This is a genomic window from Anatilimnocola aggregata, assembly GCF_007747655.1.
In the GTDB taxonomy this organism is placed as follows: Bacteria; Planctomycetota; Planctomycetia; order Pirellulales; family Pirellulaceae; genus Anatilimnocola; species Anatilimnocola aggregata.
Map to the genome: position 1 here is coordinate 970,992 of NZ_CP036274.1, position 26,589 is coordinate 997,580.

Annotated in this window: 22 protein-coding genes; 13 read left to right on the top strand and 9 right to left on the bottom strand. The window is 58.3% G+C overall.

Going from position 1 to position 26,589, the window contains the following annotated elements; genetic code table 11:
• Window positions 1-97: 97 nt before the first annotated feature.
• Complete coding sequence (locus ETAA8_RS03775) at window positions 98-604, top strand: chemotaxis protein CheX (RefSeq protein ID WP_145085118.1); 507 nt, start codon at window positions 98-100, stop codon at window positions 602-604.
• Between the two features lie 177 nt (window positions 605-781).
• Here ETAA8_RS03775 and menC read toward each other — a convergent pair whose 3' ends face one another.
• The 3 genes from menC to ETAA8_RS03790 form a co-directional block, all read right to left on the bottom strand.
• Entirely contained in the window at window positions 782-1,906 is a 1,125-nt protein-coding gene (menC, locus tag ETAA8_RS03780) for an o-succinylbenzoate synthase (RefSeq protein ID WP_145085121.1), read from the bottom strand.
• Between the two features lie 88 nt (window positions 1,907-1,994).
• Window positions 1,995-2,915 carry a hypothetical protein gene (locus ETAA8_RS03785; RefSeq protein WP_145085124.1) on the bottom strand — a complete coding sequence of 307 codons (921 nt, stop codon included), beginning with the start codon at window positions 2,913-2,915 and terminating at the stop codon, window positions 1,995-1,997.
• A gap of 8 nt (window positions 2,916-2,923) precedes the next feature.
• Window positions 2,924-4,591: a hypothetical protein gene (locus ETAA8_RS03790; RefSeq protein ID WP_145085127.1), complete on the bottom strand. Its 1,668-nt coding sequence runs from the start codon at window positions 4,589-4,591 to the stop codon at window positions 2,924-2,926.
• A gap of 191 nt (window positions 4,592-4,782) precedes the next feature.
• Here ETAA8_RS03790 and ETAA8_RS03795 point away from each other — a divergent pair, with 191 nt between their 5' ends.
• The 5 genes from ETAA8_RS03795 to ETAA8_RS03815 all read left to right on the top strand — a co-directional run bounded on the left by ETAA8_RS03795 (window position 4,783) and on the right by ETAA8_RS03815 (window position 11,367).
• On the top strand, window positions 4,783-5,169 hold the full coding sequence (locus ETAA8_RS03795; protein ID WP_145085130.1) for a hypothetical protein: 387 nt from the start codon (window positions 4,783-4,785) through the stop codon (window positions 5,167-5,169).
• A gap of 70 nt (window positions 5,170-5,239) precedes the next feature.
• A complete protein-coding gene (locus ETAA8_RS03800; protein WP_145085133.1) occupies window positions 5,240-7,516 on the top strand; it encodes a hypothetical protein in 2,277 nt (758 codons plus the stop codon).
• Window positions 7,517-7,582: 66 nt separating this feature from the next.
• A complete protein-coding gene (locus ETAA8_RS03805; protein WP_238397672.1) occupies window positions 7,583-8,527 on the top strand; it encodes an ABC transporter ATP-binding protein in 945 nt (314 codons plus the stop codon).
• The gene (locus ETAA8_RS03810; RefSeq protein WP_145085135.1) at window positions 8,524-10,224 is read left to right on the top strand and encodes a hypothetical protein; all 1,701 of its coding nucleotides are present in this window, start codon (window positions 8,524-8,526) and stop codon (window positions 10,222-10,224) included. The genes ETAA8_RS03805 and ETAA8_RS03810 overlap by 4 nt, the downstream gene beginning before the upstream one ends.
• A gap of 48 nt (window positions 10,225-10,272) precedes the next feature.
• Window positions 10,273-11,367, top strand: coding sequence for an NHL repeat-containing protein (locus tag ETAA8_RS03815; protein ID WP_145085140.1), 1,095 nt, complete (start codon window positions 10,273-10,275; stop codon window positions 11,365-11,367).
• 59 nt (window positions 11,368-11,426) lie between these two features.
• On the opposite strand, the gene ETAA8_RS03820 is transcribed toward ETAA8_RS03815, so the two are convergent.
• Window positions 11,427-11,720 carry a hypothetical protein gene (locus tag ETAA8_RS03820; RefSeq protein ID WP_145085143.1) on the bottom strand — a complete coding sequence of 98 codons (294 nt, stop codon included), beginning with the start codon at window positions 11,718-11,720 and terminating at the stop codon, window positions 11,427-11,429.
• 616 nt (window positions 11,721-12,336) lie between these two features.
• Here ETAA8_RS03820 and ETAA8_RS03825 point away from each other — a divergent pair.
• Window positions 12,337-12,939, top strand: coding sequence for an HYExAFE family protein (locus tag ETAA8_RS03825; protein WP_145085146.1), 603 nt, complete (start codon window positions 12,337-12,339; stop codon window positions 12,937-12,939).
• A 953-nt stretch (window positions 12,940-13,892) separates the two neighbouring features.
• On the top strand, window positions 13,893-14,375 hold the full coding sequence (locus tag ETAA8_RS03830; protein ID WP_238397673.1) for an NUDIX domain-containing protein: 483 nt from the start codon (window positions 13,893-13,895) through the stop codon (window positions 14,373-14,375).
• Between the two features lie 107 nt (window positions 14,376-14,482).
• Here the strand turns inward: ETAA8_RS03830 and ETAA8_RS03835 are convergent, their stop codons facing one another.
• Window positions 14,483-15,109, bottom strand: a complete 627-nt coding sequence (locus tag ETAA8_RS03835) for a hypothetical protein (protein WP_145085151.1) — start codon at window positions 15,107-15,109, stop codon at window positions 14,483-14,485.
• A gap of 101 nt (window positions 15,110-15,210) precedes the next feature.
• Here ETAA8_RS03835 and ETAA8_RS03840 point away from each other — a divergent pair, with 101 nt between their 5' ends.
• The 4 genes from ETAA8_RS03840 (at window position 15,211) to ETAA8_RS03855 (ending at window position 21,284) form a co-directional block, all read left to right on the top strand.
• Window positions 15,211-15,741 carry a hypothetical protein gene (locus tag ETAA8_RS03840; protein ID WP_145085154.1) on the top strand — a complete coding sequence of 177 codons (531 nt, stop codon included), beginning with the start codon at window positions 15,211-15,213 and terminating at the stop codon, window positions 15,739-15,741.
• Between the two features lie 37 nt (window positions 15,742-15,778).
• A complete protein-coding gene (locus ETAA8_RS03845) occupies window positions 15,779-16,858 on the top strand; it encodes a carboxylesterase family protein (protein WP_145085157.1) in 1,080 nt (359 codons plus the stop codon).
• A gap of 50 nt (window positions 16,859-16,908) precedes the next feature.
• Entirely contained in the window at window positions 16,909-17,457 is a 549-nt protein-coding gene (locus ETAA8_RS03850; RefSeq protein ID WP_145085160.1) for an RNA polymerase sigma factor, read from the top strand.
• A 101-nt stretch (window positions 17,458-17,558) separates the two neighbouring features.
• The gene (locus ETAA8_RS03855; RefSeq protein ID WP_145085162.1) at window positions 17,559-21,284 is read left to right on the top strand and encodes a serine/threonine-protein kinase; all 3,726 of its coding nucleotides are present in this window, start codon (window positions 17,559-17,561) and stop codon (window positions 21,282-21,284) included.
• Between the two features lie 44 nt (window positions 21,285-21,328).
• Here ETAA8_RS03855 and ETAA8_RS03860 read toward each other — a convergent pair whose 3' ends face one another.
• Both ETAA8_RS03860 and kdsB read right to left on the bottom strand, forming a co-directional pair.
• Window positions 21,329-21,691: a hypothetical protein gene (locus tag ETAA8_RS03860; RefSeq protein ID WP_145085164.1), complete on the bottom strand. Its 363-nt coding sequence runs from the start codon at window positions 21,689-21,691 to the stop codon at window positions 21,329-21,331.
• A gap of 85 nt (window positions 21,692-21,776) precedes the next feature.
• On the bottom strand, window positions 21,777-22,532 hold the full coding sequence (gene kdsB, locus ETAA8_RS03865; protein ID WP_145085166.1) for a 3-deoxy-manno-octulosonate cytidylyltransferase: 756 nt from the start codon (window positions 22,530-22,532) through the stop codon (window positions 21,777-21,779).
• A gap of 74 nt (window positions 22,533-22,606) precedes the next feature.
• Here kdsB and ETAA8_RS03870 point away from each other — a divergent pair, with 74 nt between their 5' ends.
• Window positions 22,607-23,440: a hypothetical protein gene (locus ETAA8_RS03870; protein ID WP_145085168.1), complete on the top strand. Its 834-nt coding sequence runs from the start codon at window positions 22,607-22,609 to the stop codon at window positions 23,438-23,440.
• 15 nt (window positions 23,441-23,455) lie between these two features.
• Here ETAA8_RS03870 and ETAA8_RS35790 read toward each other — a convergent pair whose 3' ends face one another.
• Both ETAA8_RS35790 and ETAA8_RS03880 read right to left on the bottom strand, forming a co-directional pair.
• Window positions 23,456-23,626, bottom strand: a complete 171-nt coding sequence (locus ETAA8_RS35790) for an addiction module protein (protein ID WP_145085170.1) — start codon at window positions 23,624-23,626, stop codon at window positions 23,456-23,458.
• Window positions 23,627-23,660: 34 nt separating this feature from the next.
• On the bottom strand, window positions 23,661-26,501 hold the full coding sequence (locus ETAA8_RS03880; protein ID WP_145085172.1) for a hypothetical protein: 2,841 nt from the start codon (window positions 26,499-26,501) through the stop codon (window positions 23,661-23,663).
• Between the last annotated feature and the right edge of the window lie 88 nt (window positions 26,502-26,589).

Here is a 26,589-nt window from a genome sequence, read left to right on the forward strand (position 1 = left end):
GGGGGGACTTGCTCCTTCCAGGCTGTAACCTAACTTTCTACAGCCTGTCGAGCATTGGCCAGACAGCCCTCCTAGAATCTGTGCGGAACAGCCCCTCATGCGTGCCGATTACATCAATCCGTTTATCAGCGCACTCGTCAACACGTTCGAGACGATGCTCTCGTGCCAACTCACGCGCGGCCCGCTCTATTTGCGGGGGCACGAGACGCAACTGCACGACGTCAGTGGCGTGATTGGCTTGAGCGGACATGCGCAAGGGACCGTCGTGCTGAGCTTGGAGAAGCAAGTGGCTTTACAAGCTGCTGCGACCCTGCTGTTGTGCGAGACGACCGAACTGAACGACGATGTAGTTGATGCGGTGGGCGAACTGACGAACATGGTCGCCGGCAGTGCCAAGGCGAAGCTCGAAGAATATCAACTGTCGATCAGCTTACCGAGCGTGATTCTGGGGGCGGGACACCTGGTTCGCTTTCCCTCGGATGTCACGCCAATCTGCGTCCCTTTCACTTGTCCGTGGGGCGCGCTCAAAATTGAAGTGGGCCTGACCGACATGCGGTCGTCGGCTGCAAATGCTGGCGCGGCAGCAATGGCCAACGCCAACTAGCGCTGCATTCGCTCCAAGGCAAGTCGCCCTAGTAGTCCGACCACCGATATTGGTCAGCCTGCTGTCCGTCGGTTAACCGGGCCGCTTGCGGCCGTTGAACTGCTGGTCCAGTCATTTTGCAGATTACCCGCGCAAGCGCGTGGGTTAACCATATGACATGGATCGCTAGTCGAACCACTAAGTTAAGCTCGCGCGCTGCACCGTCACGCGACTCAAGCGATCGCTATTTGGCTCGGGTAGTTCGCGCGGCGCTCGGACGCCGGGAAGTCCCTCGCGCGTGCGAATCAGTTCCAGCGGCGGATCGCTCAGATCCTGATGATAAAAGCGACTGCTGGGAAAAATATCGGCCGGATAAGTGAAGTTTGGCAGCATCGCCAGCGAGACGCATAGCGCGGCGCCCGCGGCACTCTCCAGCATGCCACCCACCCAGCACGGAATGCCTGCCCGCTGGAATTCATTGTGCAACTGCACCGCGTTCGTCAGACCGCCGACGCGCCCCGGCTTGATGTTCGCATAGCGGCAACTTCCCAGCGCGATGGCCTGCTGCGCTTGCCGCAAGGTAATCAGGCTTTCGTCGAGACAGACAGGGGTCCGAATCGAACGCTGCAGCTGGGCATGGTCGACCAGGTCGTCGTGCTGCAACGGTTGCTCGATCATTGCCAGGTTCAGTTCATCGACCTGTTGAAAGAGGGGCAAGTCGCTGAGGCGATAGCCACTGTTGCAATCGATGTGGATGGGATGCGTGGGATGGCGCTCGCGCACGGCGCGCAACATGGGAAGGTCCCAGCCCGGCCGGAACTTGAGCTTGATGCGCGGAAAGCGATCTTTGACAGCTGCATCAATGCACGGCAGCAGTTCATCGACCGTATCGAGGACGCCGAAATCAGCACCAACGGCCACTTCATCGCGCGGCGTGCAGCCGGCGTATGCTCCTAACAATTCATGCACCGGTTTGTTCTGCACGCGGCTAGCCAGGCTCCACCAGGCGGTATCGAGCACTGCCTTGGCGAAGGGGTTGCCTTTAAAGTGACCGATGCGGCGCTGCAGATCTTCGCCACTGGTGACATCCTGCCCAAGCAGTGCCGGCGCGAGCCAATCGCGGCAGACGGCAAAGATGCCGCCGCCCCATTCCGGGCTGTAGCAAGGAGCGGCGAGCGGAGAACTTTCTCCCCAACCCACCAGCGAGCCACTCGTCATTCGGCAGAGGACGGCATGAATCGAAGCGTCTTCGCCATAGGCAGTGCGCCACGGCGAGATCAGCGGCATGGCAACGTGAAACAAATCGATCCGGTCGATCTTCATGGCCGTAGTTTTCTGGCGGGTGTGGGATGCGGAACGTGGGGCCGTCGCAGGGGCGAGTTTCTGGCGACTGCAAATTATTTGGCGACGACTAACGATAGTTCTGACTGATGACGAAGAATTCGTACCGGCCCCCGACGTTCTTCACACCAAACACAGTGCGGCGAACTTCGATGATGCGGCGCTGTCCCTTGGCGATGTTCTCGAGCGTCAGCAAGTTGGTATAGGTCTCGGGACTATAAAACTGAAACACAACCTTGCCACTCACATCGACACCAGCCTTGCCGGCCAGTCGACGGTCAGCATCGCGCAGTTGCCCCGAGCGGTGCATGAAACGGAGCCGTTTTTCATCCTTGGGACTTCCCACGCGAACGCTTGGTTTAGCGCTGGAGACATTCGTGACATAGGTCACGTTGGGGTTGCCGCCGCCGGCGACGGCCAACTCGATTTTGAAGAAGTCGAGTTGCTTGGCATATTCTTCGGTCGTAGTTGCGTTGAGGCGCACCTCCCAGCGCTCCCAAGCGGGAATACCATCGCTGGTGCCGGGACCACCGGGGCCGGGGCCGCGGCCATCGCCGGTTCCCGTTCCTTCGCCGTTGCCGCGCGAGCTGCTATCGATGACGCTCAGTTCAGCAACTTCAGGCGTAACGACCAAGGAAATGGCGTCGAGAGTTTGTTCGAGCTTGGGCTCGGTCACTTCGACCAACTCTTCCGCGGTTGGCTCTTGAAATTCTTGTTCGGTCCCTTGCCCGTTGCCGCTGCCGCCGCCACCTACATCTTCCAGCACCATGACAGGAATTGCGGGACGAACCGGCCACTCGCGATTCGAGAGCCAGACGAGGAACATGAGCCCGACGATGAAGCCGAAGATCATCAGCACCGACATGAGAACGCCGGCCACTTGATCGTAGGTCGAGACTTGCAGACCGGCGCTGCGCAGTTTGCCTGCAGACCGTTCAGGGGCCGATATGTTCGGCGGTTGAGGAGGAGCGTCTTTAGATACGGTGGCCACGCGGAATCCTAATCGAGCAGTTCGGCGTCGGGACGGATGGAGAGGAACCACGCGCGCCAGCGCGCCCGGAGTTCGGCCAGGGTTTCTTTTGTGGGCGTGTCGAGTTCTACGACGCCGAGCAGTTTTCGGCTATTGAACCGCAGTCCGCGATCAGCTTCGCGCACGATACGAATATCGGGATCGCTCAGCGCGTATAAAAGCGCGGGAACGTTATCCAGATCGCGCACTTTGGCGAGCGAGCGGACGGCAACCAGGCGAGTCTCGTAAGCACCGGCCGAAACCATTGCCCGCAAGCGATTGATCTGCCCAGCGCGGCGGGTGATATCGGGATCGAGGGCGACGACCTGGTTGGATTCTGCCAGGCGGGCCAGTTCGGGGTTGCTGTCGTCTTCGAGAATTCCCAGGAGTTCGTCGACAGTGCCGGACAGTGGCGAATCGACCAGCTTGCCGTTTCGCTCTTTCAAGTCAGCGGTGTTGGGTGGCAAACCCATGCCACCGAGCAAAATGCCTTCGCCCAGGGCTTCAATTCGCTTGATGACTTTGCGCGTGCTGCGCGAAAGAACCAGCACGCTGAAGGCGGTGCCGGACGCTGGAGTTTCGGAACTATTCCAGTAGCCGTCGCCCTCAACGCTAGAATTGAGAGACTTGTATAAATCGGTATACCATTTCGGTTCAGGGGGAAAATCTCCTTCGGCAATTTCTCGAAAGCTCTCATATCGCTCGTACGCGTAGTAGGCATAGTGAGTCCAATCGGCAATTTCGGCAGTAAACACTTTCTGCACGAAGTTCTTGCCATCGTCCATCGTCTTCTTCAAACGGGCAAAATCAACACTAGCGGGGACGCGCTTGCCGTTGCGTCCTTGATTGGCCCGTTTATCTTGAATCTCTTGCAAGGCCGGAGGAAGCTTCTTCACTGCCGGGCCCTTGGGTGGTGCAATCAGTCCCTCGGGAAGTTGCAGAAGATCGGTAAGAATGTAAATCGAACCTAGAGCGGCTGCCCCCAGCGACAGGGTGAGCGGTGACTGGGCAATGCGATTGCCGCCTGGACCTGGATCGTTTCCCTGGTAGCCCCAGCCACCACTGGGATCTTGTGTGCGGATGAGCCAGTTCAACACGCCTTCGATAGCAGGGAGAGGAACGTCATAGCCGTGGCGGGCTGCGGACCAGAGTGCCAGTACAGCATACTGAGTTTGCGACGTATCGCCCGTAGTGTTCTGGGTGTAAGACCAGGAACCGTTTGGTTTCTGCCGACCAAGTAAATCGGTGAGCATCTTCTGAACTTGGGGGCGCTGCGCAGAATCTTCCATTTCGCAGAGAAAGATGATTGCCAGGGCCAGGTTATAGTTCTCGTCGCCGTAGTTCCCCGTTGTGGCATATTTGAGGCATTCGTCCAGCGCTTCTTTGATCTTTGGGTGACTGATATCACGACCATTCTGCTTTAGCGCGATGGCTATCAATACTTTTCCACCCACCTGCTCGTGTGTGGTTTGCTCCAAGAACTTGGTCGCACGAGTTACTAGCGCCTTCACTTCCGGACTATCGGGCGTCACGGCCCGCGCAGACTTCGTCCCTCCACACACGGCAGCCAAGGCGAACAGGCAGCAGCAGATGGTGCGCAGCAGGCCCGCAGGATTGCGCATGCGCAGCAAAAAATTCGATTCGTCCGTTCGAATCATCGTAGGCCCGATTCGTGCCGAAATGACCGGCTAGTTGGCGGGGAGTAAGGCAAGAAGTATCTGGCTGAAACGAAACTCCCCTAGCGCGATGCTAGTGTGACCCTGGGACAGCGTCAAGTCTCGGCTGCAGGAAGTTCGGCAGAGCCGGTGGAGCAACTTGCATCGCACCTTGGCTATGCGACAATCGAGCGATGCTTATCCCCCGCTTTACGATCAAGATTATGCTTATCGTCACGACCGTTGCGGCCGTGATTTCGTACGTCATGGCCCAGGCACTCAAGGGTGGCTTCGCAGGGATTTTTCTCAGTGAGCGGTTTGCCGGGCGGCGCATGGGTCCCGGCAATGTGCAGGGGTCGGAGTTCGCACAGTCAGCTGGGGAACCTTGGGCAGCAGCCCTCATTTTTGCCTTGGGTGGAATCGGGCTGATCTTTGTCCTGTTCATTCTATTTTGGGCAGCGGCCTGGATCTTGGAGCAAACGTTCGGGCATTTGCTCCGTAGCCCAGCCCCTGCGGGGGGCAACCCGTTCGCGTCGGCGGGTCCGCCGCGGCAAGTCGTCCCGCCGACCGATCCTCAGTAGCACTCGTCATTCACTTCGCCTGATTCGTGCCCCCTTTTCAGCCAGATTTATTTCCGTGGTGGAGCTTTCGATGTCTGACTTCCGCCCTGGCTGCCCGCTCCGCTTGCTGGGGGCATTCCTTTTCGTGCTTGGCAGTTGGGTCGCTGCGCAGCCTTCCATGTGCGTGGCAGCCAGCGGCGGCGTGAATGTGTTGCCGATACCGGGGCGCTTGAACACCAGTGGCGTGAAACTGGTGGTCGATACCCGCTGGGTCGACGGGCACGGCTATCGTCCGGTTCGCCTGGAATTAATTCCCAACAAAGTGCCTGCAGCGGGCTATCGAAAGTTTCGAGTCGTCCTCAGGCCGAACAGTTATTACGGCAATCCGGGCGATACCATTTCGCAAATGATCGAACTCGAACAGGGGAGCAGCAAGGCGACCGCCACGATGCCCGTGCCGCAAGATGCCATGTGGCATTCGGTCGTAGTGGAAGTCTTTGAAGAAGGCCGCCGACATGCCGACCTCTCGGGCGATCATCTCAGCTGGCCGCGCGGTGGGGGGGGCTGGAACTGGAACGAAGGGACACCGGGAGTGCTGTTGATCGATGCTAAAGCGCCGACGCTGGCCGAGCGCGAAGCGTTGCTGCAAGTCTTCCAGTCTTCTGGTACCGGGGGGCTGAAAGGAAAATACGATCACCACTTGCCCGACGTGCGCAATCTCCTGCGGCAATTTTCCGACACTCAGTTTCAAGGCAACTTTGTTTCTGACGAAGATTCGAGAAATGCGCACTCCGTCTTGATGCTGAATGAACTGAAAGACAATGCCAAGGCCGAAGTGCTGCCGCCATCCGAGTTGCCGACGAAGTGGATCAATTACTCGTCGCTCGATTTGATTCTCATCTCGCTGGCCGACCTCAAGGACATGGCCAAGAGTCACCCCGCGGTGATGAGAGCGCTTGCCGATTGGAATCGTGCGGGGCGGTTCTTGATTGTGTTCAACACTGGCGAAGACTTCGCCGGCCTCGAACAGCTCGAGAAGTTGTTGCAGCTGGCGCCGCTGCCAAACCCTGACGAGAACGATACTCGCGGCTGGCAAAAGCCCAGCCCCTATCGCCCGGGCGAGGTGCTCCGCGGCTTGGTGGACAATAACAATGGCAACCTGCGGCAACCGTCACGAGTAGTAATCAACTCGGGCGAGGAAACCGCAGCTCTCACCAAGCTGGGATTCATCTCGCGCGATGCGGGTCTGGGCCAGGTAATCGCTATCGCAGGAGATCCCTTTCCCGGCAGTGAAGTGGAATGGATTTGGATCCTTAACTCCATTCGGGGCGAAGGCTGGAATCCGTCGATTCGCACCGGCACCTCGTTCCAGCAGCGGAACGAAGACTTCTGGAACTTTCTCATTCCCGGCACCGGCCAGGCACCGGTCCTGTCGTTTCTGGTCTTCATCACGCTGTTTGTCGTGCTGATCGGTCCCGTCAACTATTACCTCTTGAATCGCGCGCGGCGGTTGTACCTGCTGCTCATCACCGTCCCCGCAGGGGCCTTGTTGGTAACGGCGAGTCTGTTTCTCTATGCCATGTTGACCGACGGTTTGGGGGTGAAGTCGCGCGTCCGCAGCTACACCACCATCGAGCAACGTGCGGGGAACGTCGCCTCCACTTCGCGGCAGGCGTACTACGCGTCGATTGCTCCCTCGCAGGGCTTTCAATTTCAAGACGATACGTTCATCAGCCAGTACGAGCACGAACCGGTGGCGTTCAATGGCCAGCGCCAGAACCGGCGCATCGTCAACTGGGCCGCGCACGACCAGCAGCTTAAGTCCGGCTATATTGCTTCGCGCACGCTCAGCCAGGTGATGGTGACTTCGGCGGGCAAAACCAAGGCCCGCTTGCGAGTTGGCAAGGCTGAAGGCGAAACGCTGCGCGTGAAGAATGAACTGTCGATGCCACTCAGCTATCTGGTCGTTTGCGCTGAGCAAGACAAGTACTACGTCGGGGAGAAAGTCCCGCAGGGAGAGGCCACGCTGAAGTTGGTTCCGCTGACCGAAGTCTCGCGCGTCCTGGCACAGCGTTTGCGCCGCTTCGAACCGAGCTTTCCGGAAGGGTACGACGCCAACATGCACGACTCACCCCTCGACATCTGGTCCTTTGGCCCGCGCTACTACGGTCGCTATGGCAACACGGCCACCGTGCATCAAGGTGCGAGTCTGCTGGAGCGAAACCTTGCTCAGTTTAGCCATCTGGCCAGCCAACCCCTGGCCCCACGTTCGTATGTCGCCCTGAGTGAAACCTCGCCCGAAGTTCCACTGGGTGTCCCCCGAACCCAGCAGCAGTTAAGCCTGCACGTGACGGAAGGTCATTATTAGACTGCCAACATTTTCTTGTCTGCTCGAGTTCCACTTACTTCTCATCTCCGCTCTGCTGATTGTTCTATGGTCGCCAACCATCCCATGATTGAGCTTCGCCGCTTGCATCGCTTCTTCGGCAAGACGAAGGCAGTGAACGACGTCTCGTTCGAGGTGCCGCGGGGAACCGTGTTCGGCTATATCGGTCCCAACGGCGCGGGCAAGACAACGAGCATGCGGATTCTCGCCTCGCTCGAACTGCCAACCTATGGCGATGCTTTCGTCGATGGTTTCTCGGTCATTAACGATCCTGACCGCGTCCGTCGCCGCCTGGGCTTCATGCCCGATTATTTCGGCACTTATGCCGACGTGAATGTCGAAGAGTATCTCGATTTTTTCGCGCGGTCGTATGGCCTCATCGGCCGCGAGCGGCATCAACGCCTGCAATACGTCATGCACTTCACGGGGCTGGATGTGCTGAAAGAAAAACCAATTCGCGGGCTGTCGAAAGGAATGAAGCAGCGTCTCTGCCTGGGGCGGGCAATGGTCCACGATCCGGCGGTCTTGATTCTCGACGAACCGGCCAATGGCCTCGATCCCCGCGCGCGGATCGAACTGCGCGAAATGATTCGCGAGTTGGCGGCGCGCGGAACGACGGTCCTGGTCAGCTCGCACATCCTTACCGAACTGGCCGAAATGTGCGATCGCGTGGCGATTCTCGAGCGGGGGCAACTCCTCGCGCTGGGCACGGTCGCCGAAATCCAAAAACAACAGCAGCCCCAGCGCGAAGTGAACGTGGGAGTGCTAGGCGATCCCACGAGTCTGCTGCAGTGGTTGACCGTCCGCACGGACGTCGCCGATGTGCGACTCAACGCTCACTCCATTCGCTTTGCCCATCAAGGGGAGCGCGAGTCCGAAGCCGCGCTGCTCCGCGAGATGTTGCAGGCCGGTTTTGCGGTCTGCGAATTCGGCAGCCATAACCGCTCGCTGGAAGACGTCTTTCTGGCCGTGACCAAAGGACTTGTGCAATGACCACCGCCAGCGACGCACTTATTCCGGGCAACGAGCCACTCCCTTCCGAACCGATCACGGCGACCGCCATCGCGCCGCCTCGTGGCGCGTTCTGGCCGCGCGTCGAGCGCCTGCTCGAAGCCATCAGCGAGCGGTTGAATCCGATTCTGGTGAAAGAAGCGCGCCAGGCGATGAAGAGCAAGCAGTTCTCCGTCACCTTCACGCTGCTGCTGGTCTTCGGTTGGATCTACACCATTCTGTTCGTGATGGTCAATCTGCCTGGCGTCTTCTATTCTCCCTTCGGCTCCGTAATGCTGGTGGGCTATTACTTGATTCTGGCGGTGCCGCTGTTGATCGTGGTCCCTTATGCCTCGTTTCGTTCGCTGGCTGCGGAACTCGAAGACGGCACGTTCGACCTGCTCTCCATCACGGCGCTCAGTGCTCGGCAGATCGTCACCGGCAAACTCGGCAGCAGTGTGCTGCAGATGCTCGTCTACTACTCGGCCCTCGCCCCCTGCATTGCTTTCACGTATCTGCTCCGCGGCATCGACGTCGTGACGATCGCCCTGATGCTGACCTATACGTTTCTGGCCTCGCTCCTGCTCAGCATTCTGGCCCTTACCTTGTCGACGGTCACGCGGGCGCGACATTGGCAAGTCTTGCTCTCGGTCTTGCTGGTCATCGCACTTTTGAACTTTGCGTTCTTCTGGTGCTGGCTGATGTTTGCCATGCTCGCCACCGCGCAAATGATGCCCTACGACCAGCCCGAATGGTGGATGTTCAATGTCGGCGTCATCACGTTCTATGTGCCGGTGGCGCTCCTATTCGTGCTGATTGCGGCCGGGCAAGTGACGTTTGCCAGCGAGAACCGGAGCACGGGCGTGCGCGTGGTGCTGATGGTGTTGCAAATGCTGATTGTGGGCTGGACCATCTACGGCTTTTTGCTGGTCGGCGAAGAGGAAATCATGATGGTCGGCTCGTCGTGGATTGGGGGCCTATGGGCGGTAGCGGGGGCATTCTTGATTGGCGAGACAGCTGAACTTTCGCCCCGCGCGCGGCGCGAATTGCCCCAGAGTCTGCTCGGACGGATGGCCTTTACCTGGTTCAATCCGGGCTCGGGAACGGGCTATGTATTTGCCGTCCTTAATGCGCTGGGCGGAATGCTCACACTGGCCTTCGTCTGCACGCTGGCCACGATCGCGACAACCGGCAGTTGGAGCGATTTCGACGTCTGGATGAGGTGGTGGATGGCGCAGGCCAGTTACCTCACCATTTATCTGGGGCTGGCCCGGTTGTGCGGTGTGCTCCTCAAGCGTTTTCGCCTGGGAGGGATGCTCCCCACGTTCATTTGTTATTTGCTGCTGCTGGTGATGGGTGTTCTTGGCCCGCTGGCCGGTCAGGCCGTCATTCGCTGGCTCTTTTACGATGGCATTGTCGGCGACTTCGAGTATTCGCTGCTGCAAACCCCCAACTGGATCTGGACGCTGTTCGAAATCGGCTCGCAGCGCAACGCCATCGCCGACGAGGCGGTGAATTATCTGCTGGTGCCACTAGCGAGCTTTATCTTTTTGGTGAACTTAGCCCTCGCCGCCAAGGAAGTGGAACAAACTCGCCTGGCGACGCCGCTGCGCGTTCAACAAGACGAAGCGGAACTGCATCCTGGGCCGTCCAAGCCCACCAAACGTAATCCCTGGGACGAAGCCCCCGCTTCTTCCTGATACACTTCAACCTTCCCCTTACCGACCCGCACCATGCCAGGATTTTTTATGCGCACGACCATTCCAGCGGCCCTCGTTGCGGCGGCACTTACTTTTTTCGGAACATCGCTCGTTACTGCGGCCGAGATCACCACGGTTGCCGGCACCGGCCAACCGACGAACAACGGCAATGCCGGGCTCGGCACCAAAATGAACGTGGGCGATCCGTTTGGCGTGGAGATCGGTCCCGACGGCGCGCTCTACATCACTGAAGTGCGCAATCATCGGGTCCTCAAACTCGACCTCAAGACAGGCCAGCTGACAACGGTCGCGGGGACGGGCAAGAAGGGTTACGCGGGAGATGGCGGACCAGCGACTGCGGCCGAATTGAATGAACCTTATGAAGTGCGGTTCGATCGCGCGGGGAACATGATCTTTGTCGAAATGCAGAATCACGTCATTCGCCGTGTCGATGCCAAGACGGGAATCATTTCGACGGTCGCCGGCACCGGTGTCGCCGGTTTTAGTGGCGACGATGGCCCGGCCCTCAAGGCCCAGTTCAAACAGCCGCATAGCATCGCGCTCGATCCCGCAGACAATATCTATGTCGCCGATATCGGCAATCATCGGATTCGCCGCATCGACGCCACCTTGGGCGTGGTCACTACCATCGCGGGCAATGGCGAACGGAAACCGCCGGTCGATGGCGAGCGGGCCGCAGGGAACCCGATGATCGGCCCTCGCGCCCTGATCATTGCCGATGGCACGCTCTGGATCGCCTTGCGCGAAGGACACAGCCTGTGGCAAATGAAGTTCAGCGACGGCCTGCTGAAGCACGTCGGCGGTACGGGCAAAAAGGGTTTCACTGGCGACGGCGGACCGGCCACCGCGGCCACCTTCGATGGACCCAAGGGGATCGCGCTGGGTGCCGATAAGAAGTTGTACGTGGTCGATACCGAAAACCACGCGATCCGCGCGATCGATACCACTGCGGGCCTGGTGACCACCATTGCTGGCATGGGGCCGAAGCACAAAGGTGGCTCTGGCGATGGCGGACCGGCGACCGAGGCGAAACTCGACCGCCCCCACGGGATTTGCGTCGGTCCCGACGGGGCCGTCTACATTGGCGACACGCTCAATCACCGCGTTCGCCGGGTGAAGTAGTCGCGGAATGGCGGAATTGTCAATTTCGAGTAGTGGGCCAATTCGAGGGAGTACTTAGGTCACGGGTTGGGCGTCCGTTTTGAATATGCATGGAGCGGACGAATCCCATTTTCGTGCAATTGATACTCCCACTCCCACATGGTTGGCCGAATTCTGCGATCTAGCTTCTCCACTGGGAAATACACATACCCTGCCCAAGCATTTCCCAAGCGGTAATGCCTGGGCCAGTGCATTGAGCCATCAATCAACTGTTGGTACTCCCCAGGCGTCACCAGTGCGAAATAGCTCCCGACATACAGCACCGGCATCAGCAGTAAGGCGATGGTGACGATGAGTGGTGCGCGGTTGGTCATGGCTCAATAACGCACAAATCGATTGATGGCGGGAAGAACACCCACAAGAATAGTCCACGCAGTAACGATTATTAAAACCACAATCAACCAAGTAAATGGCTTCTTGGGCTGAAATGGTTGGCTCGGCTGTGGCGATTCGTAAGGGTTCTGGTTCATCGCCCCATTCTACCCGCGCACGAAAAAGCCCCGCTAGATTCATGGGGCCGAAATCGTCGAGTAGAATCAACTCATGTCCACCACCCGCTCAGCCGCACCGAACTTCGCAGCCGTCTTGCTGATGCTGCCAATGCTATACGCAGGGAGCTATCTGGCACTGGTAAGGCCGGTAGACGATGTCCACGGATGCTTCTACCAGTATCCTCGAATTGGCACCGACTATGGCAGGATGATAATTTGGCCACTACAGCGAATCGATATTAAGGTCCGCCCTGTGGAATGTGTATACGAGCGCATGGATGAACGTGAGTGGAATGGCCAGTGGAACAAGCCAGCACTGCCGTGACCTAACTCGTCTCTCAAATTAGCTCACTACCCAATTTTGCGGTGACAGGCTTTTGTCACCCCGATTTGCTAGAAAACTGGGACTTCAGGCTTCTATCGCGGTAGAGGTGTCCCCATGACCAAGCGCGACAATCACTACGAGTTGGCTTTTGAAGCCTATTTGCAGCGGCGACAAATTCCGTATGTAGCCGTCGACGAGACCCGCCGCAGTGCGGCGGGCTTGCCGACCGGCGGCCAGACGGCCAATGGAACTGGAACACGTGGGCACGGCTCGCCCACGCTCAAGAGTCTCGACTTTATCGTCTCGCCGCGCTTGATCGCGGCCGATTCCCCCGGTTCGTGGCTCGTCGATATCAAAGGGCGCCGCTTTCCCACCGGCAGCCGCAAGCAGTATTGGAAGAACTGGTCGACCGCCGACGAACTGCGCAGCCTGGCCCACTGGGAATCGATTTTCGCGGGGCGCTTTCACGGACTGCTCGTGTTTGCCTACAACGTGATTGGCGATCGGGCGCCCCTCCCTGCCGACCAGCTGTTCGAATTCCGGAGTGGGGTCTATGCCTTTCTCGGTATCCGCCTGGATCACTACGCGGGTTGGTCCCGGACTCTCTCGCCCCGCTGGCAAACCGTCAGCATGCCCACGCCGCGCTTTCGCGCGCTGGCCCGTCCCACCGATGAGATCTTCGGCATCTCGCCCACTGGCCAGACGCAGGTTGCTTAAGTTCCCGCTTGGCCACAACAGCGAGACAGGACTTATCGATAAGTGCTTGACAATTATTAATTAACTGACAATAATATAAGCCGCTCTGTTGGCAACCTGGTGGAAGGAGCGCGCCTGCGCGTTGGCAGTGGTTCGCGCGGCGCGGAATCGCTGCTTCGCACTCCGGGGAATTCGCCAGGGGTGAAATCAGCCGGAGACGTTTATCAACAAAGAGGATGATTTTGGAATTGCAAAGTTGAGCGCAATTCGTTGCTGCGAAACAGCTTGCCTGCGATGCACGCAAAAGGGGGGTGTTGATTAACTGATGAACGGTTCTGATAAACCTCGGGTTGCAGCGACAGCACCCCTTCACGCTGGCAAACGATCTGCCCGGGGTCGGGAGGTTTTTCGGGGGAGTTGACCCCGTCTTCAGCCGCTCAACGACGGCCCGAAAATCCTCCTGCACCCAAACGAGCGAATCCCGCCACAACGCTTCAGGTTGGTGTTTTGGGCCGACTCTTAATTGCAAACTGGCTGCCCGACCTCGCCCGAAAACCAACGCCAGTCCCCTGGCGTGAGCGGTTGCAGCGACAGCACACGGGTGACGATGCCTGCGGAACATTCACGATAATCGAAATTATGGAAATTGAATTTGGACATTTCCTCCACTTATGAAGGACTTATGGCGCGTGGAGTGAGTGCAACTGGTGGCCGAACGGGCGTTTGCGCGATCGAGGAAATTTTTCGCCGCGATTTGAATAATGGAAATTTCCTGATCCCGTTCCACTCGCGATTTTGCGTTGCCCAATTCGCCCGATCAGGAAATTTTGAAGTCTATGGGGGGCGGGTTCAATAATTCCGAGCGGTGCCGAGCGGAATTCTTCTCGCCGATTTCATTCCCCGTGATAAGAAGAAGGGAGCGAGTACCTGCCCCGTATTAATCGTCCGATCAAGTTGAACTTGGGAAGTGAACTATGTGGGCAAATAGGATGTTGCTGCGAGAGAAATGGCCGCAATTCGACGACCGCCGAGGGACGTCGAAACTAAGTGCTGGTCTGCTGATGTACCGGCAACTTGACGAACAACTGCTGGTGTTCCTGGTCCATCCCAGTGGCCCTTATCTTCGGAATCAGGATTTGGGAACCTGGTCGGTGCCAAAGGGTGAGATCGAGCCCGGCGAAGTTGTGCTCAATGCCGCTTGCCGCAGATTCACCGAGGAAGTGGGTGTGCCCGCCTTCGGCCCGTTCATTCCCCTGGGACCGGCCTACGAGCGTAGCGGCAACGTCGTCCATAGTTGGGCCTTTGAAGCGGGGAGCGAACCTGCGGGGGGCGAGTGTAATTCTCGCGAAGTGGATCGAGCGGAATGGTTCACTCCTGAAGCGGCGAAACTCAGGATTGATCCTGCTCAAGCCTGGTGGATTGACGAAGTCGTCGCGCGCGTGCGACCCGGCCGCTGACGTCTGGCACCAACCATGGTGAGCGAGCCTGCAGAGGCGATTGCCGTGGACCAGCAGCGGCTTCCGAATTGCTTGAATTGCTCGAGAAGTTGCCAGGTACCAATGGCTCACATTCCTGTGGCCAATTCCACTTTGCCGCGCGCTGGGCGGGCGAAGTAGAGGCCGAAGCCGATCAGCGCTAGGGAGAGAATCGCGGCCAGGGTCGTGTTGATCCACCAGAGCATGCCGGGTGGATTGTTCTTGCTGGGGTCTTCCGGCGGCGCTTCTGTAGTGACGACGAGTTTCCCCTCTTTTAGTTCGACGGTGTACTTGGTGATCGAAGCTGTTTTCCGCTTCTTGTCCCCCACGGTCGATGGCGGATCGAGTTCGGCGCTCAGCACTCCTGCGGTTTCGGCAGTCAGCCATTTGAGCGATGGATCGGCCTTGGCGCGCTTGGCGAACTCGTCGCGCTGCATGGCGAGAAGTTCCACGCTCCCTAGCCGCCGCTCGACGTTGAGCGTGAATGGTTTGTCGTCTTTCACCGGGGTGTACTTGTGCATCGCGCCGCTCGGCGAACCGGCAAACGAAAAGACTCGCAGCTGAAAAACATACTCGGGCAGCTTGTCGACGCCGACGAATTGCACGGTCGGCTTGATGTATTCCAGGTTGCTCGGGAGCGGGATATCCGCGCGTGCGGCGGTCAAGGCAAGTCCGACCAGCGTGATGCCCAGCAGCAAAGTGGCGATGCGAAACATGAAACGATCCTCCTGATGTTTGTGGTCACACGCCCCGGACTTTACCATACAGGGCGACAAAAAGAACCATCACCCGTAAGGCGGTCTGCCCGGCGACTTGTATGTTCGACTCCCTGAAAACTTTTCTCTTTGGCTACGAACCCAAGCCCAGCGACTTGCCGCCGCAAGCGCAGCGTTATGCGGCACCAGCCCCAGCCACTGCGATGGACTTAGCGCGGCGAGGTTGGCGGCCGCATCGGCTGGGGAATTCGCAGCTGGTGATCTTCTTGCCGGCACAGATTCATATTTGGGCGGGACCGAACGGGATGCTCTATGGCGGCGAGGATCCGCCCAACATCACTTTGACTGCAACCTTGCAACAAGGCTTTGCCGCTGATCCTTCGCTGGCGATTGACTTTGTCGAAGACCTGGCCGAACGCCGCGGTTTGCCGTTTCATCACGTGGGCACCTATTGCTGTTTTCATGATCCGGGACCAGCTGATCCCTGGATTGTGGCCGACCGGCAATTCTTGATCGGCCTGCCGGGTTCCGTTGTGACGCTTTCGCTGCGCGGCACGCGCGACGCAGCGGCCACCATCGCGCTGAACGAAGTGCGAGGGGCAATTCCACAGTTAGTGGGTGAGATGACTTGAGAGAGGCGAGAGACGAGAGAATGAAGGGGCGATAGAGATGAAACAACTGCTGATGGTGTTTCTCGGGTGGGTGCTAGGCTTCGCAGTTTGCTGCGCAGTTGCGATTGGCCAAGAATCGGCAAAGCCCGCTGAAGTGCTGCCGCAGTTCGAAACGCGCGTGCATGCCGAGGGTGAGAGCAAGCTCCCTTATCGGTTGCTAGTGCCCAAAGACTACGACAAGGCTCACGCCTGGCCGCTGATTATTTGGCTCCATGGCAGCGGCGAAATCGGCGACAACAACACTGCGCCGATTCGTCCGCTGGGCAGCACTTTTCTGGCCGATAAAAAGCGCTGCCCGGCCTTCGTGATGGTACCGCAATGTCCGCCCGGAGATTCATGGCTGGGCGTGGGGCTGAACAAGCCAGCCGAGATTACCGAAGCCTCGCGCCTGGTGATTGCGACGATTGCCGAACTGCGGCAAGAGTTCAACATCGACGATCGGCGACTCTACATCAGCGGTTTCTCGATGGGAAGTTGCGGCGCATGGGATCTACTCAGCCGTTACCCGAATTTGTTCGCTGCGGCGGTCCACATTGCCGGGCCACCGGGCGATCGGCCGGGGCTCGCGCCGATCATCAAGCACCTGCCGCTGTGGGTCTTTCATGGCGATCGGGATAACACCGCCCCGGTCGAAAGTTCAAGGACTATCGTCGCCGCCCTGAAAGAAGCTGGCAGTAACGTGAAATACACCGAGTATCGTGGTGGCGGACACGAACTCGCTCGGCCGCTGGCCGAGCCCGATCTACTCCCTTGGCTGCTCGCACAGCAGCGAACCGAGCCAGCCGATTTCACACAACAAACGGTTCCAGACTCCGCGTCACTCATCACCAAGACTTTGCCGGACAAAACTCGCGGCACCTGGAAAGGCCCCGCGGAGCGAACGCGTCACGCCGTCCCCAGCCTGGCCATCGATAACGTTCGCTATCGCCTGAAAGCTGCTAGCCACGCCAAGCCAGGCGTAGAAGAGTTTTTGACCAAGATCGGCCAGAAAGAATTCAATGGCAACGTGCAGTTGACTGGCACGATTGAACTTACCAAGCAGGCTTGGATTCTGGTGGAAGAGATTGAGGCCAAGTGAGAACTTCGGTGCTCGAGTGACGAACCAATTCATGCAGGGAGTCTCGCGTTTTGGATACCACCCCCGTCAGCCTGCTGGAACGATTGCGTCAGCCGGGGGACGGACGGGCATGGTCGCGATTTGTTGATTTGTACAGCCCGCTTTTGCTTACTTGGGTGCGCCGGGCAGGGCTTCAGCAGGCTGATGCCGACGATGTCGTCCAAGACGTATTCGTGATCCTCGTCCGGCAATTGCCGCAGTTCATTTACAATCCCAACCAGCGTTTTCGCGGTTGGCTGTACACCGTCACCCTCAACAAAGTCCGCGAGCGAGCGCGGCAGCCCGAAGTGCGGCAAAATTACGAGTCGCTTCCTGCCGAAGGAGTCGCTGCACCGCTGAACGACGCCCTGATCGAAACGGAATTTCGCACGGTAGTCATTCGGCGGGCCTTCGAGTTGATGCGGACGGATTTCTCTCCCCAAACTTGGCAAGGTTGCTGGGGTCATTTCATGGAAGGCAAAACGGCAGCAGAACTTGGGTGGACAGCAGGTGCCTTGCGAGCGGCTAAGTTTCGCGTACTCAGCCGGTTACGGCGGGAATTGGCTGGCATGCTCGATTGACATTTTTCGCCAGCAAGAGATTTTCTCGTAACGCTGTGTGCTTGGCGCGCATAGATTGGTGAGACGGCTGATTCAGCCGCACCACCCGAGGGAACCCTGCCATGGCTGTCGCGAAAAAAACGTGCCCCGATGCCGAAGATTTGCAGCGCGTAGTCACCGGCCAAAGCACACCGGAAGCCGAAGAGCAGCTGGCCGCACATCTGAACGATTGTTCGACCTGCGGTAACACCGTCGAGCAATTGCTGACCAGCGATACGCTCTGCGAGGCACTCCAGCAGCCTACGACATCGCCCGCGCTGGCTGCCGGCGATGCCAGTCGCATTGCCGAACGAATCAAAAGCCTGCAACTCTCTCAAGCCGTCGGCAGCGACCCGACATTGCCGCCGGCTACTGCGTCGTCGTTCCCGGCAATTGCCAGACCGGCCACTAGGGCGGGCGAGATCACGCATCTGGGACCCTATCGAATTGTGAAAGTCCTGGGTCGTGGCGGAATGGGCGTCGTCTATCAGGCAGAAGACGAGCAGTTGTCGCGCTTGGTCGCGATCAAGGCCATGCTCCCCAGCCAAAGCAATGCCACTTCCCGGCAGCGATTCTTGCGCGAAGCCCGGGCGGCAGCTGCCCTCAAGCACGACCACGTCGTGACGATCTATCAGGTGGGCGAAGATCAGGGGCTCCCCTTCATCGCCATGGAGTTCCTCGAAGGAGAATCTCTCGAAGATCGACTCGAACGCGAGACCACGCTTCCCCTTGCCGAAGTGATGAGGATTGGTCGCGAGATCGCGCTGGGCCTGTCAGCCGCCCACCAGCGAAAACTGATTCATCGTGACATCAAGCCGGGCAATATCTGGCTCGAAGCGCCGCGAGGCCGCGTCAAGGTGCTCGACTTCGGCCTGGCCCGTGCCGCCGGTGCCGCCGACGAACAGAATCTCACGCATTCAGGTACCATTGTCGGCACGCCTGCGTATATGGCCCCCGAGCAGGCGCGCGGCGAAGAAGTGGACGGCCGGACGGACCTCTTCAGTTTGGGCTGTATTCTCTATCGGCTAGCCACGGGCAAATCGGCCTTTCAAGGTCGGGATCTGGTTTCAACGCTCTTGAATCTGGCGACCCTCACCCCACCTGCGCCCGAAGCGATTCGCCCGGACCTTCCCGCACGTCTCTCTCAGCTCATCCAACAATTGCTGGCGAAAGATCGGGAGCAGCGCCCACCATCTGCGGATGCAGTCGTACAACTCCTGGAATCAATGATGGCCGAACAAGGGTCGTCTTCTGTTGCCAGTGCTCCGCTGATTTCGATTGTCACCAACAAGCCTAAGCAAAGTGCCAGGGCCAAAACCCAGCCACCGTTACAGTCTGCGCGCTGGTCGGCCAAGTGGCTGATGGTCGCCGCCGGTTTTGCCGCAGCCATGATCATTGCAGCCGCAATGGTGTATCGCATTCAGACCGATCAAGGCTCCTTCGTGGTCGAGATCAACGATCCGGCAGTCGAGATCAAATTGCGCGAGCAAGGACTGGTGCTCGAAGATAAAGCTCACAATCGCGAATTCACCATCAAGACGACCGGCCAACAAGCTCCGCAAAAGTCAGGCAATTATGAATTGAAACCAGGACAAGGCCTGCAATTGCTTGTGGTCGACAATGGCGGACTCGAAGTTCCTACGCAGGAATTCAAATTGACTCGCGGCGACAAGGTCCGCGTCCGTATCAAGCTCGATTTGCCCGTCGCGCAGCAACCACCGACGGTCCCGAAAACGCCGGATACTTCCGCTCCCGCGATCGTGACCAAAGTGCCGCGTAAGAGCAACACGCCCTACTCGGTTGTGGGTGCCAATGGAAGTCGCAAGGCGTTTAAGACATTTAGCGGTGCCATCGAGGACTACAAGGACGAGGATTGGCTCGAAGTAAGTGGCGACGGGCCCTACGAGTTGCCTCCCATTCAATGGCACCGACGAAACCTCAGCATTCGCGCAGCCGCTGGCTCCCGACCTTCGTTTTATCCCAATGCGGCCATCGAACAGCCGACACAATCGAGTTGGATCCACTTGCGGGAAGGGAATTTGCGATTCGAAGGCTGCGACTTCGTCGGCCTGCGAGCCGGTGATTATCACTTGATCGAGACAACCGGCAATTGCCAGATCATCAATTGCCGTCTGTTTAAAACAGATTCAAGCATCAGTCTTATCCTCTCTCTCAACGGCCCCCAGAACCGCGTGGAGAATTCACTGCTGGCCCACGGGTTCTCGCACGGCAGCCTGGCAGTGGGGCCGAAGTGCGAACTCGATTTCATCAACAACATATACATTTGCGCGGCATATGTCTATTTTGGCTGCGTGCCCGGCGGGGGCCAACGCATTCGCTTGGAGCACAATACGTTTCTCGGTGGTGGCAATTTGATCCAAGTCTGGCCGGGAGTTACCGAGCGCGTGCGCGTGGAAGCAACGGGCAATATCTTCGCGGCCAATGAAGGGGGAGTCCTTGCTAACGCCACGGTGAAGGAGGTGGAGCAAGTTAAAGATGTGCTGGATTGGCAAGGAAAAGACAATGTCCTTTGGAACGGAACGCAGCGTTTTTACGTTCAGTGGAATGACAATGCCTCTGTACTCACCTCGCTCGCGGAATGGCAGAAATTGTGGGGCGAGAATGACCAGAACACTCAAGTAGCCACCGGACGCTTCTTTCAGTTCGATACAGCAACGGTTGCCGCGTCCACTGCCGCGAGAATCCAGGCGATCAAAGACCCCATTGATGCTCGTCGCCCTGCGGGCTTTCAAGGCGGCCCTGCTTGGGACTTAATCGGCCCCGGAGAAGCCTTTGTTCGCGCACTCGCGGCGGAGGGTAGGCCAGTTGCCGAGGATGATCTGCGTCCCGAAGCGATCGAGGGCGGGCCGATCACACTCCTTCGTGGTGGCCAGGCGATTGCGGGCTATTCCGACCTGAATGCTGCCACAACCGCTGCCAAGGATGGCGACGTGATTGAATTGCGCACCGATCGCGAAGTGGCAGCCATCTATCGCCGCGATTTACCAGGCAAGGAGCTCACCCTGCGAGCGGGGCCCGGGTTTATTCCGCAGATCAAAGACACAATCATCTTGGCGAAAGACGATCAATGGACAATCGAGGGGCTTCACTTCAAGCACTCGCTCAACGGCCAATATGGTGCCGAATGTGGTCAAATCCGTAAGCTTGCCAACTGTTCTTTTGACCCGCAACCGAATCTGATTGCCCCCAGTGTTTATCTCGCCGGAAGGGGCGAACAGGGTGAAGTCGAGATTACCCGCTGCTTGATGTCCAACAATATTCGCGTGGAATCACTAACGGCCAAGCAACGCTTGCGAATCCGCGACTCGATTGTTCAGCAAGTGAATTTCGTCGGTGTGGAACCCGACGATCATCGCCTGGTGGTCGAACGCACGGTGTTCTGGTTGCCTGGCCACCGAGTTGGAATTCTCGCCAGCAACCTGCAGAAGGCCAGAATCAATGTCGAGATGCACGATTGCTGGCTGGAAGGGGAACCCATTTGCGTTGGCAATCGAGAATTAGGTCCGTGGCAAGGAAACCGGAATGTCTTCACCGCAGGTGCCATAGTTTGGTTCTGGCCGCTCGCGAAGCCGGAAGATATTGCTTTCAATCTCGCTGACTTCCAGCGCGTGACCGGCAGCGATGCAGACTCCCACGCGATCGAGCCACTCCTTTTCGATTCGCAGCAATGGAAGGTGCTACCTGGAGCACTTGGAAAGAGCGCAAATTCAGGCGGCAAGGACGCGGGAGCCGATGTTTCGCGAGTTGCAACCACCACTGCAATTGCCCAGTCACCGGGGGAAAAATAGGGCGCTATCCATCAGCAAACAGAATGGTCTACATCGCAGGGTAACTATTGAAACACGTGCTCTTTGGGCACCTCGCAACTGCAATAGATGCAGCGCACGTTCTTGGTGCTGAGAGTCCGCTGACATTTGGGACAAGCGAGTACCTGATGGGCCAGGCGATTGTCTTTGCTTCCATCGCGCAGATCGACTTCGGTGATCTTGTCGACTAGCTCGTCTTCTGTCAGCCCAACTCGCTCGCGCAGTAGTTCCCATACCGCCTGCGAAACGAGCGTGACGCGGGCCAACTGCTGTTCCATATCGCGCAGCCTCGAAGAGTGCTGCGATACCTGTTGCTTGGCGCTCGCCGCACTACTTTCTGCTTGCGAAACCTGCTGCTGTTGGCGGAGTTCCCAAAAGAAATCGATCATACAGAGCCTGCTCCTTTGACGTGACGAACTTGTTGCCTGATATTCGCTGAACAGTGGCAGATATTGCGAGCTCACTTAGGGGCATTTAGCTGCGATACCGCGTCACAAACTCTCGATAGTCGGCCGGAGTATCGATGCCGATACTCGGTTCGTCGATGGTGCCGACGAGAATGGTCTGTCCCGCATGCAGCACGCGCAGTTGCTCGAGGCTTTCGAGTTGTTCAATCTCGGGGCGAGGCAAGCGGGCGATCTGCAGCAGGAACTCGCGGCGATAAGCGTAGAGGCCAATGTGTTGATAGAAGTGCGCCGGCTCGGCTGTCAACAGATCGTCGTGCCAGGTGCGAGCATGCGGAATGACACTGCGGCTGAAGTAGAGCGCGCGACCTTGCTGGTCGAAGACGACTTTCACGCAGGCTGGGTCGAACAGCTTGTCTTTGCTGCGGATCGGAGTGGCCAGCGTCGACATGACCGCGCAGCGATCTCGCTCAAGTAGTTCGACAACCTGATCGATGGCAGCTGCCGAGATTTCCGGTTCGTCTCCTTGGACGTTCACGATCACATCGATGTCGGTCCATAGACGCGCCACTTCGGCCACTCGGTCGCTGCCGCTGGCATGATTTGGATCGGTGAGCAAGACATGGCCGCCAAAACGGCGAACGACATCGGCGATTTCGTCGCTATCGGCTGCTACGCAAATGTTTTGGATCTTCGTGGCGCGCGAGGCTGCTTCGTAGGTGTGCTGAATCACCGGTTTGCCTGTCTCTGCAAGCAGCAGTTTGCGCGGCAATCTGGTAGAGTGCAAACGAGCGGGAATGACAATGGCTGCTTGCAGTGGGCGCATCGAATTTGTCTCGTTCATCCGTGGTTGTCCCTCCGTTGTTGGTCCAATCGTAACGCGAACAGCGACCGTTTGTCATGGCTCCTCTCGAACCTGAAGAATACATCGAGCAAGCCTATCTGTTTCGGGCTCTCGCGGAGCGACTGCCGGAAAATCATACCGTGCAGGATTTGCTCGGGCAGGTGAAGCAAGAACTGCTGAGCACCACGCGTTTGCCTCTGGCGATCGATTTTCTCCTGGCCGAGATCAAGCATGCGGGGACGATGGCCTCGGCCATGGCTCGCTTGCCGCACTATTTCACACCATTTCAGACTTACGTCATTCGCGAAGCAGAAGCGGAGACGGGTCGCTTCGATATGCGGATTGCCGTCGACATTTTGCAGCACGAGGCCGAATACCGGAGCAAGTCGCCGCGGCCGCAAGGGCTGTTCATGTATCAGCTCGAATGCCTTTGCCGCAATCGCCTGAAGTACGATCCGGGCCTGACAGCAATGGCTCAGGATCCGGTGTTCGATGAGCGCTGGCAAAGTTGGATCAGCATTGTCCGCGCGCAGATGGGGCTCGTCGATTTCGGCGAATTGATCTATGTCCGCAGCGAGTATTACTGGCAAGCGCGGGCCAAGTTCGACGAAACTCCGCCAGCCGATAAGCCGGTGTTGTTCGATGTGAAAGAGGGAAAGATTGCCTGGGCTAATCGCCGTAAAGATCCGGTCTACTTATTCCTCGCCTTTCAACGGCACTTGGGTTATCCCGCGGTACCTCGCCCGAAAAAGATCGATCAAGCGCCCAATCTGCTGCCGCAATTGCAAGCCAAGATTGACCGGCTCGAAACTCGGCTCAAATTGCTCGAGGAAGATACCAAAGGGGGCATCGATATTTCGAAGTTCTACGGCCCGCAACCGGGCGGGTGAGTTGGATTAAGCCACTCAGTTTAAGCGACCTTGTGCAACTCGACGTTTCACGTTTTCCCAAGAGAGCCCGCTGGCCGGATTCTTAGCCAGGTTTGCTTTGCGACGCTCAACCTCTTCGATCTGCCAATCGTGTACCGGCACTTCTGCTGGAGTCGCGGCCAGGTCGTCCCTAATCTGGCAAATCACACACTATGAGATTGTAGCTCGGCGTCTTGAACTGTTAAAACTCCTTCCCCTTAGGCGGCACAGGAACATCCTTCACCGGTGGCAATGGGGGAGGCAACTCCGCAGCGTTGGGATCTTTTGGCTTGGTCTTGAAGGCCTTCTGCCCGCCGAAGAGATCGAAGATCGGCAGCTTGAACTCGGGAGTAGCGGTAGGCTCTTCGGGCTTGCGTGCTAAGTCGACCTCGATGTGCGCGATGAGCCGACCTTGTTCTTTTGTCAGGTGACCATCGAGTCCGCGGAACCAGTCGAGCAGCGGCGCGCGATAGTCCGCAGGAGCCAGGTCATACCGAGCGGGCCAAACCGTCGAACGCCAATAGAGTCCGGCCCCGACTTCTTCCAGCAGTTTGTACTCGCCGCCCAGTGGGCACTTAAGCTGCGCGTTCAGCAAGTCCTCGGCGACCGTTTCACAATCTTCGATGGGCACGTGCAATTGCTGGTTGAGCATATGCAGCAGACGTACATTGCCCGACGAAGCCGACAGGGCCCGATCGTAATACATCTGATTGATCAGCGGCGCGACTTTGGCCGTGCTGAGGTCGCCGATATGCAGCCGAATCTGCGCGGGAACCTCCGCTTCGACGACTCGCAATTCGGGCGTGACTTTAGCAAGCACGTTGGCATCGAACGAAAGAACCGAGAAGCCGCCACCTTCGCGCCGCCACAGGCCCAGCGGCAATTGCGAGAAGCCGTTGGCATCGGGACGCGAGCTGAGCAGCTGGCCGAGCGGCAACGCATCGAGATAGCCGGCTTTTGGCCACGATCCGAGATAACCCGGAGTTGAACGAAGCATTTGCAGCGTGCCGAAGAGTCCGGTGCGACGATTCTCTAAGACCGGAGTCAGATCCTGCATGCCCAAAAACAAGTGATGCGGCGGAATGTTGCCGAGCAGGTTCATCCCTTTGACCATAGCTTGGGCGGAAACAATGTCGTCGGCACTGCGCGTAATCATTTGCGTCGTTGGCGGGCCGAGCATCGACATTAGCTGGCCGTATTTCGCTTCGTTCAGCGGAGTAATGTTGCCGTCGATCGTAACCCGCTCAATCGTCGGTTGCGTTGGGTCGGTCTTGGGCAGGGCAAACCGCTTGATGCCGACCATCAAGGGATCCATCACTTTCCATTCGTTCAGATAGGCAGTCGCCTGGTTACGATAGCGGGCTGCTTCGGCAGCTGTCACCAAATCGATAGGCATGTCGGCAATCGGCAGAAAATGCCCGCGGGCACCACGGTGCGTATCGAGAAACTCTTCGCCGGCAATCACTGGCCCACTTCCATCCGGATGACGACCAAACGACGGCGGCAAGAAGCCAGCTTGGACGAGTGTCTCTACCTGTTCGACTTCCAGCCCTTCGCCCCGCGCAGCCAAGCGCGCGAAGCGGAGCAGGTCTAGATCGGTCGTGGCCTGCATCCGGCGGCGCAGTTCGATCTGATACTGCGGCGTGAGGAGCCCTTCGAAGAATGACTTCGAGAAATAAACAAAGATGGTATCGTCGCGCAGCAGCGGCAGAATGGTGCGGGCGTGGATGAACTCGGGCGATTGCGCGAGCGAGCCAGCACCGCCGCTGACGGCGAGAAACCGCTCGACCATCGTCCGCGAAGTGGTGACCAGGTGATACTTGCCATCGAAAACGTAGTAGCTGCGGAGATGATTGTCGGGCGTGGATGCAAATGAAACGTCGCGGCCGGAAATCTTGATCGTTTCAAGCTTCGAGCCGCGTTCCTTGTCGCGCTCAATCGCGCGGCGACGTTGCTTTTGAATGTCGTCGTCCAAGACTTCGGGCTGCTTGGCCTCGAACAAAATGCCCATGGCTGCACCATCGACCAGGTATAAGTCCTGACCGATCAAGGCGACGTCGTTAATCACCGTTGGCCCCAGCACTTTGGCCAGTGCATTCTGCTCCAGCCCCAACTGATCTTGAATCCGCTTGTTGAGTGGCGCGGCATAGCTGCGCATCGTCACCATGCTGCCGAGATCGCCACCGTAGTCCTTCAGCAAATCGCTGAGCCAGAGATAGTTCCGAAATGTGCCGAAGCGAATGTAGAAGTATTCCGGAGGCACGTGCGCGGCAATTGCCTCGACGGGAACTTCGCCCTCAATGGTCGGCAGCGCGGCCGGGGGCCAGGCCATGCCAGCTGGCAAGGGCTCGGTGGCCCGCGCGGTGTAGTCGCTGCGGCCGAGCATTGAATCGCGCAGGGTGCGAAGTCGCAAGTCTTCGAGGCCGAGTAGCAACTCCAGTGATTCGTTGGTTGACGAAGCATTGGGATTGCGATTCTCGCGCCGTTCTTCCAGCATCTCATCGCGCCAGGTAAGACCTAAACGCTGCGAGAGCATGGCCTGCAGATAGTTTTGAATCAGCGGCGGATGATCGCCGCGGGTGATCTGCTGTTTGGCGAGTGCTTGATAGTCGCGCCACCAGCCATCGCGCAGTCGGTCGTAGACGCGGCGATTCTCGTTGCGCGGCGTGAGGGTGACTTCGCTCTTGGCTGGGCTGTAGAGCGACAGTTCCAGCGGTTCATCGCCACGAAACAGAAAATGAATCGTGACCGATTCGGCGGCACCTTGGGTGGGGTTGCCGAGAATCTGAGTCAACAACCGACCCAGCATGCCCGGCATGGCAGCTGGGTAGAAGATTCGTCCGTTCTTCTCTTCGAGTCGGCAAAGCCGGTCGTCGATGCTGCCGACATCGCCGCCGCTGAAGGTGATTCTGCCGACGCCGAACGGACGTCCAATTGCTGCTTCCCCCTCAATGCGTGCGTGGAGTTCGGCGACACTAAAGACCGTGGCCAGGAACAGCAGGCCGGGCAAACCGACGCGCAACACACCTACAAGCGGCGACATAGCAAACCTCTCTCTGCAAGCGAACGAAGTGCACATCGCCGGCGCGTGATCTCAGTTGCAGAGACTTGGGCCGGCGAAGGCAACGTTC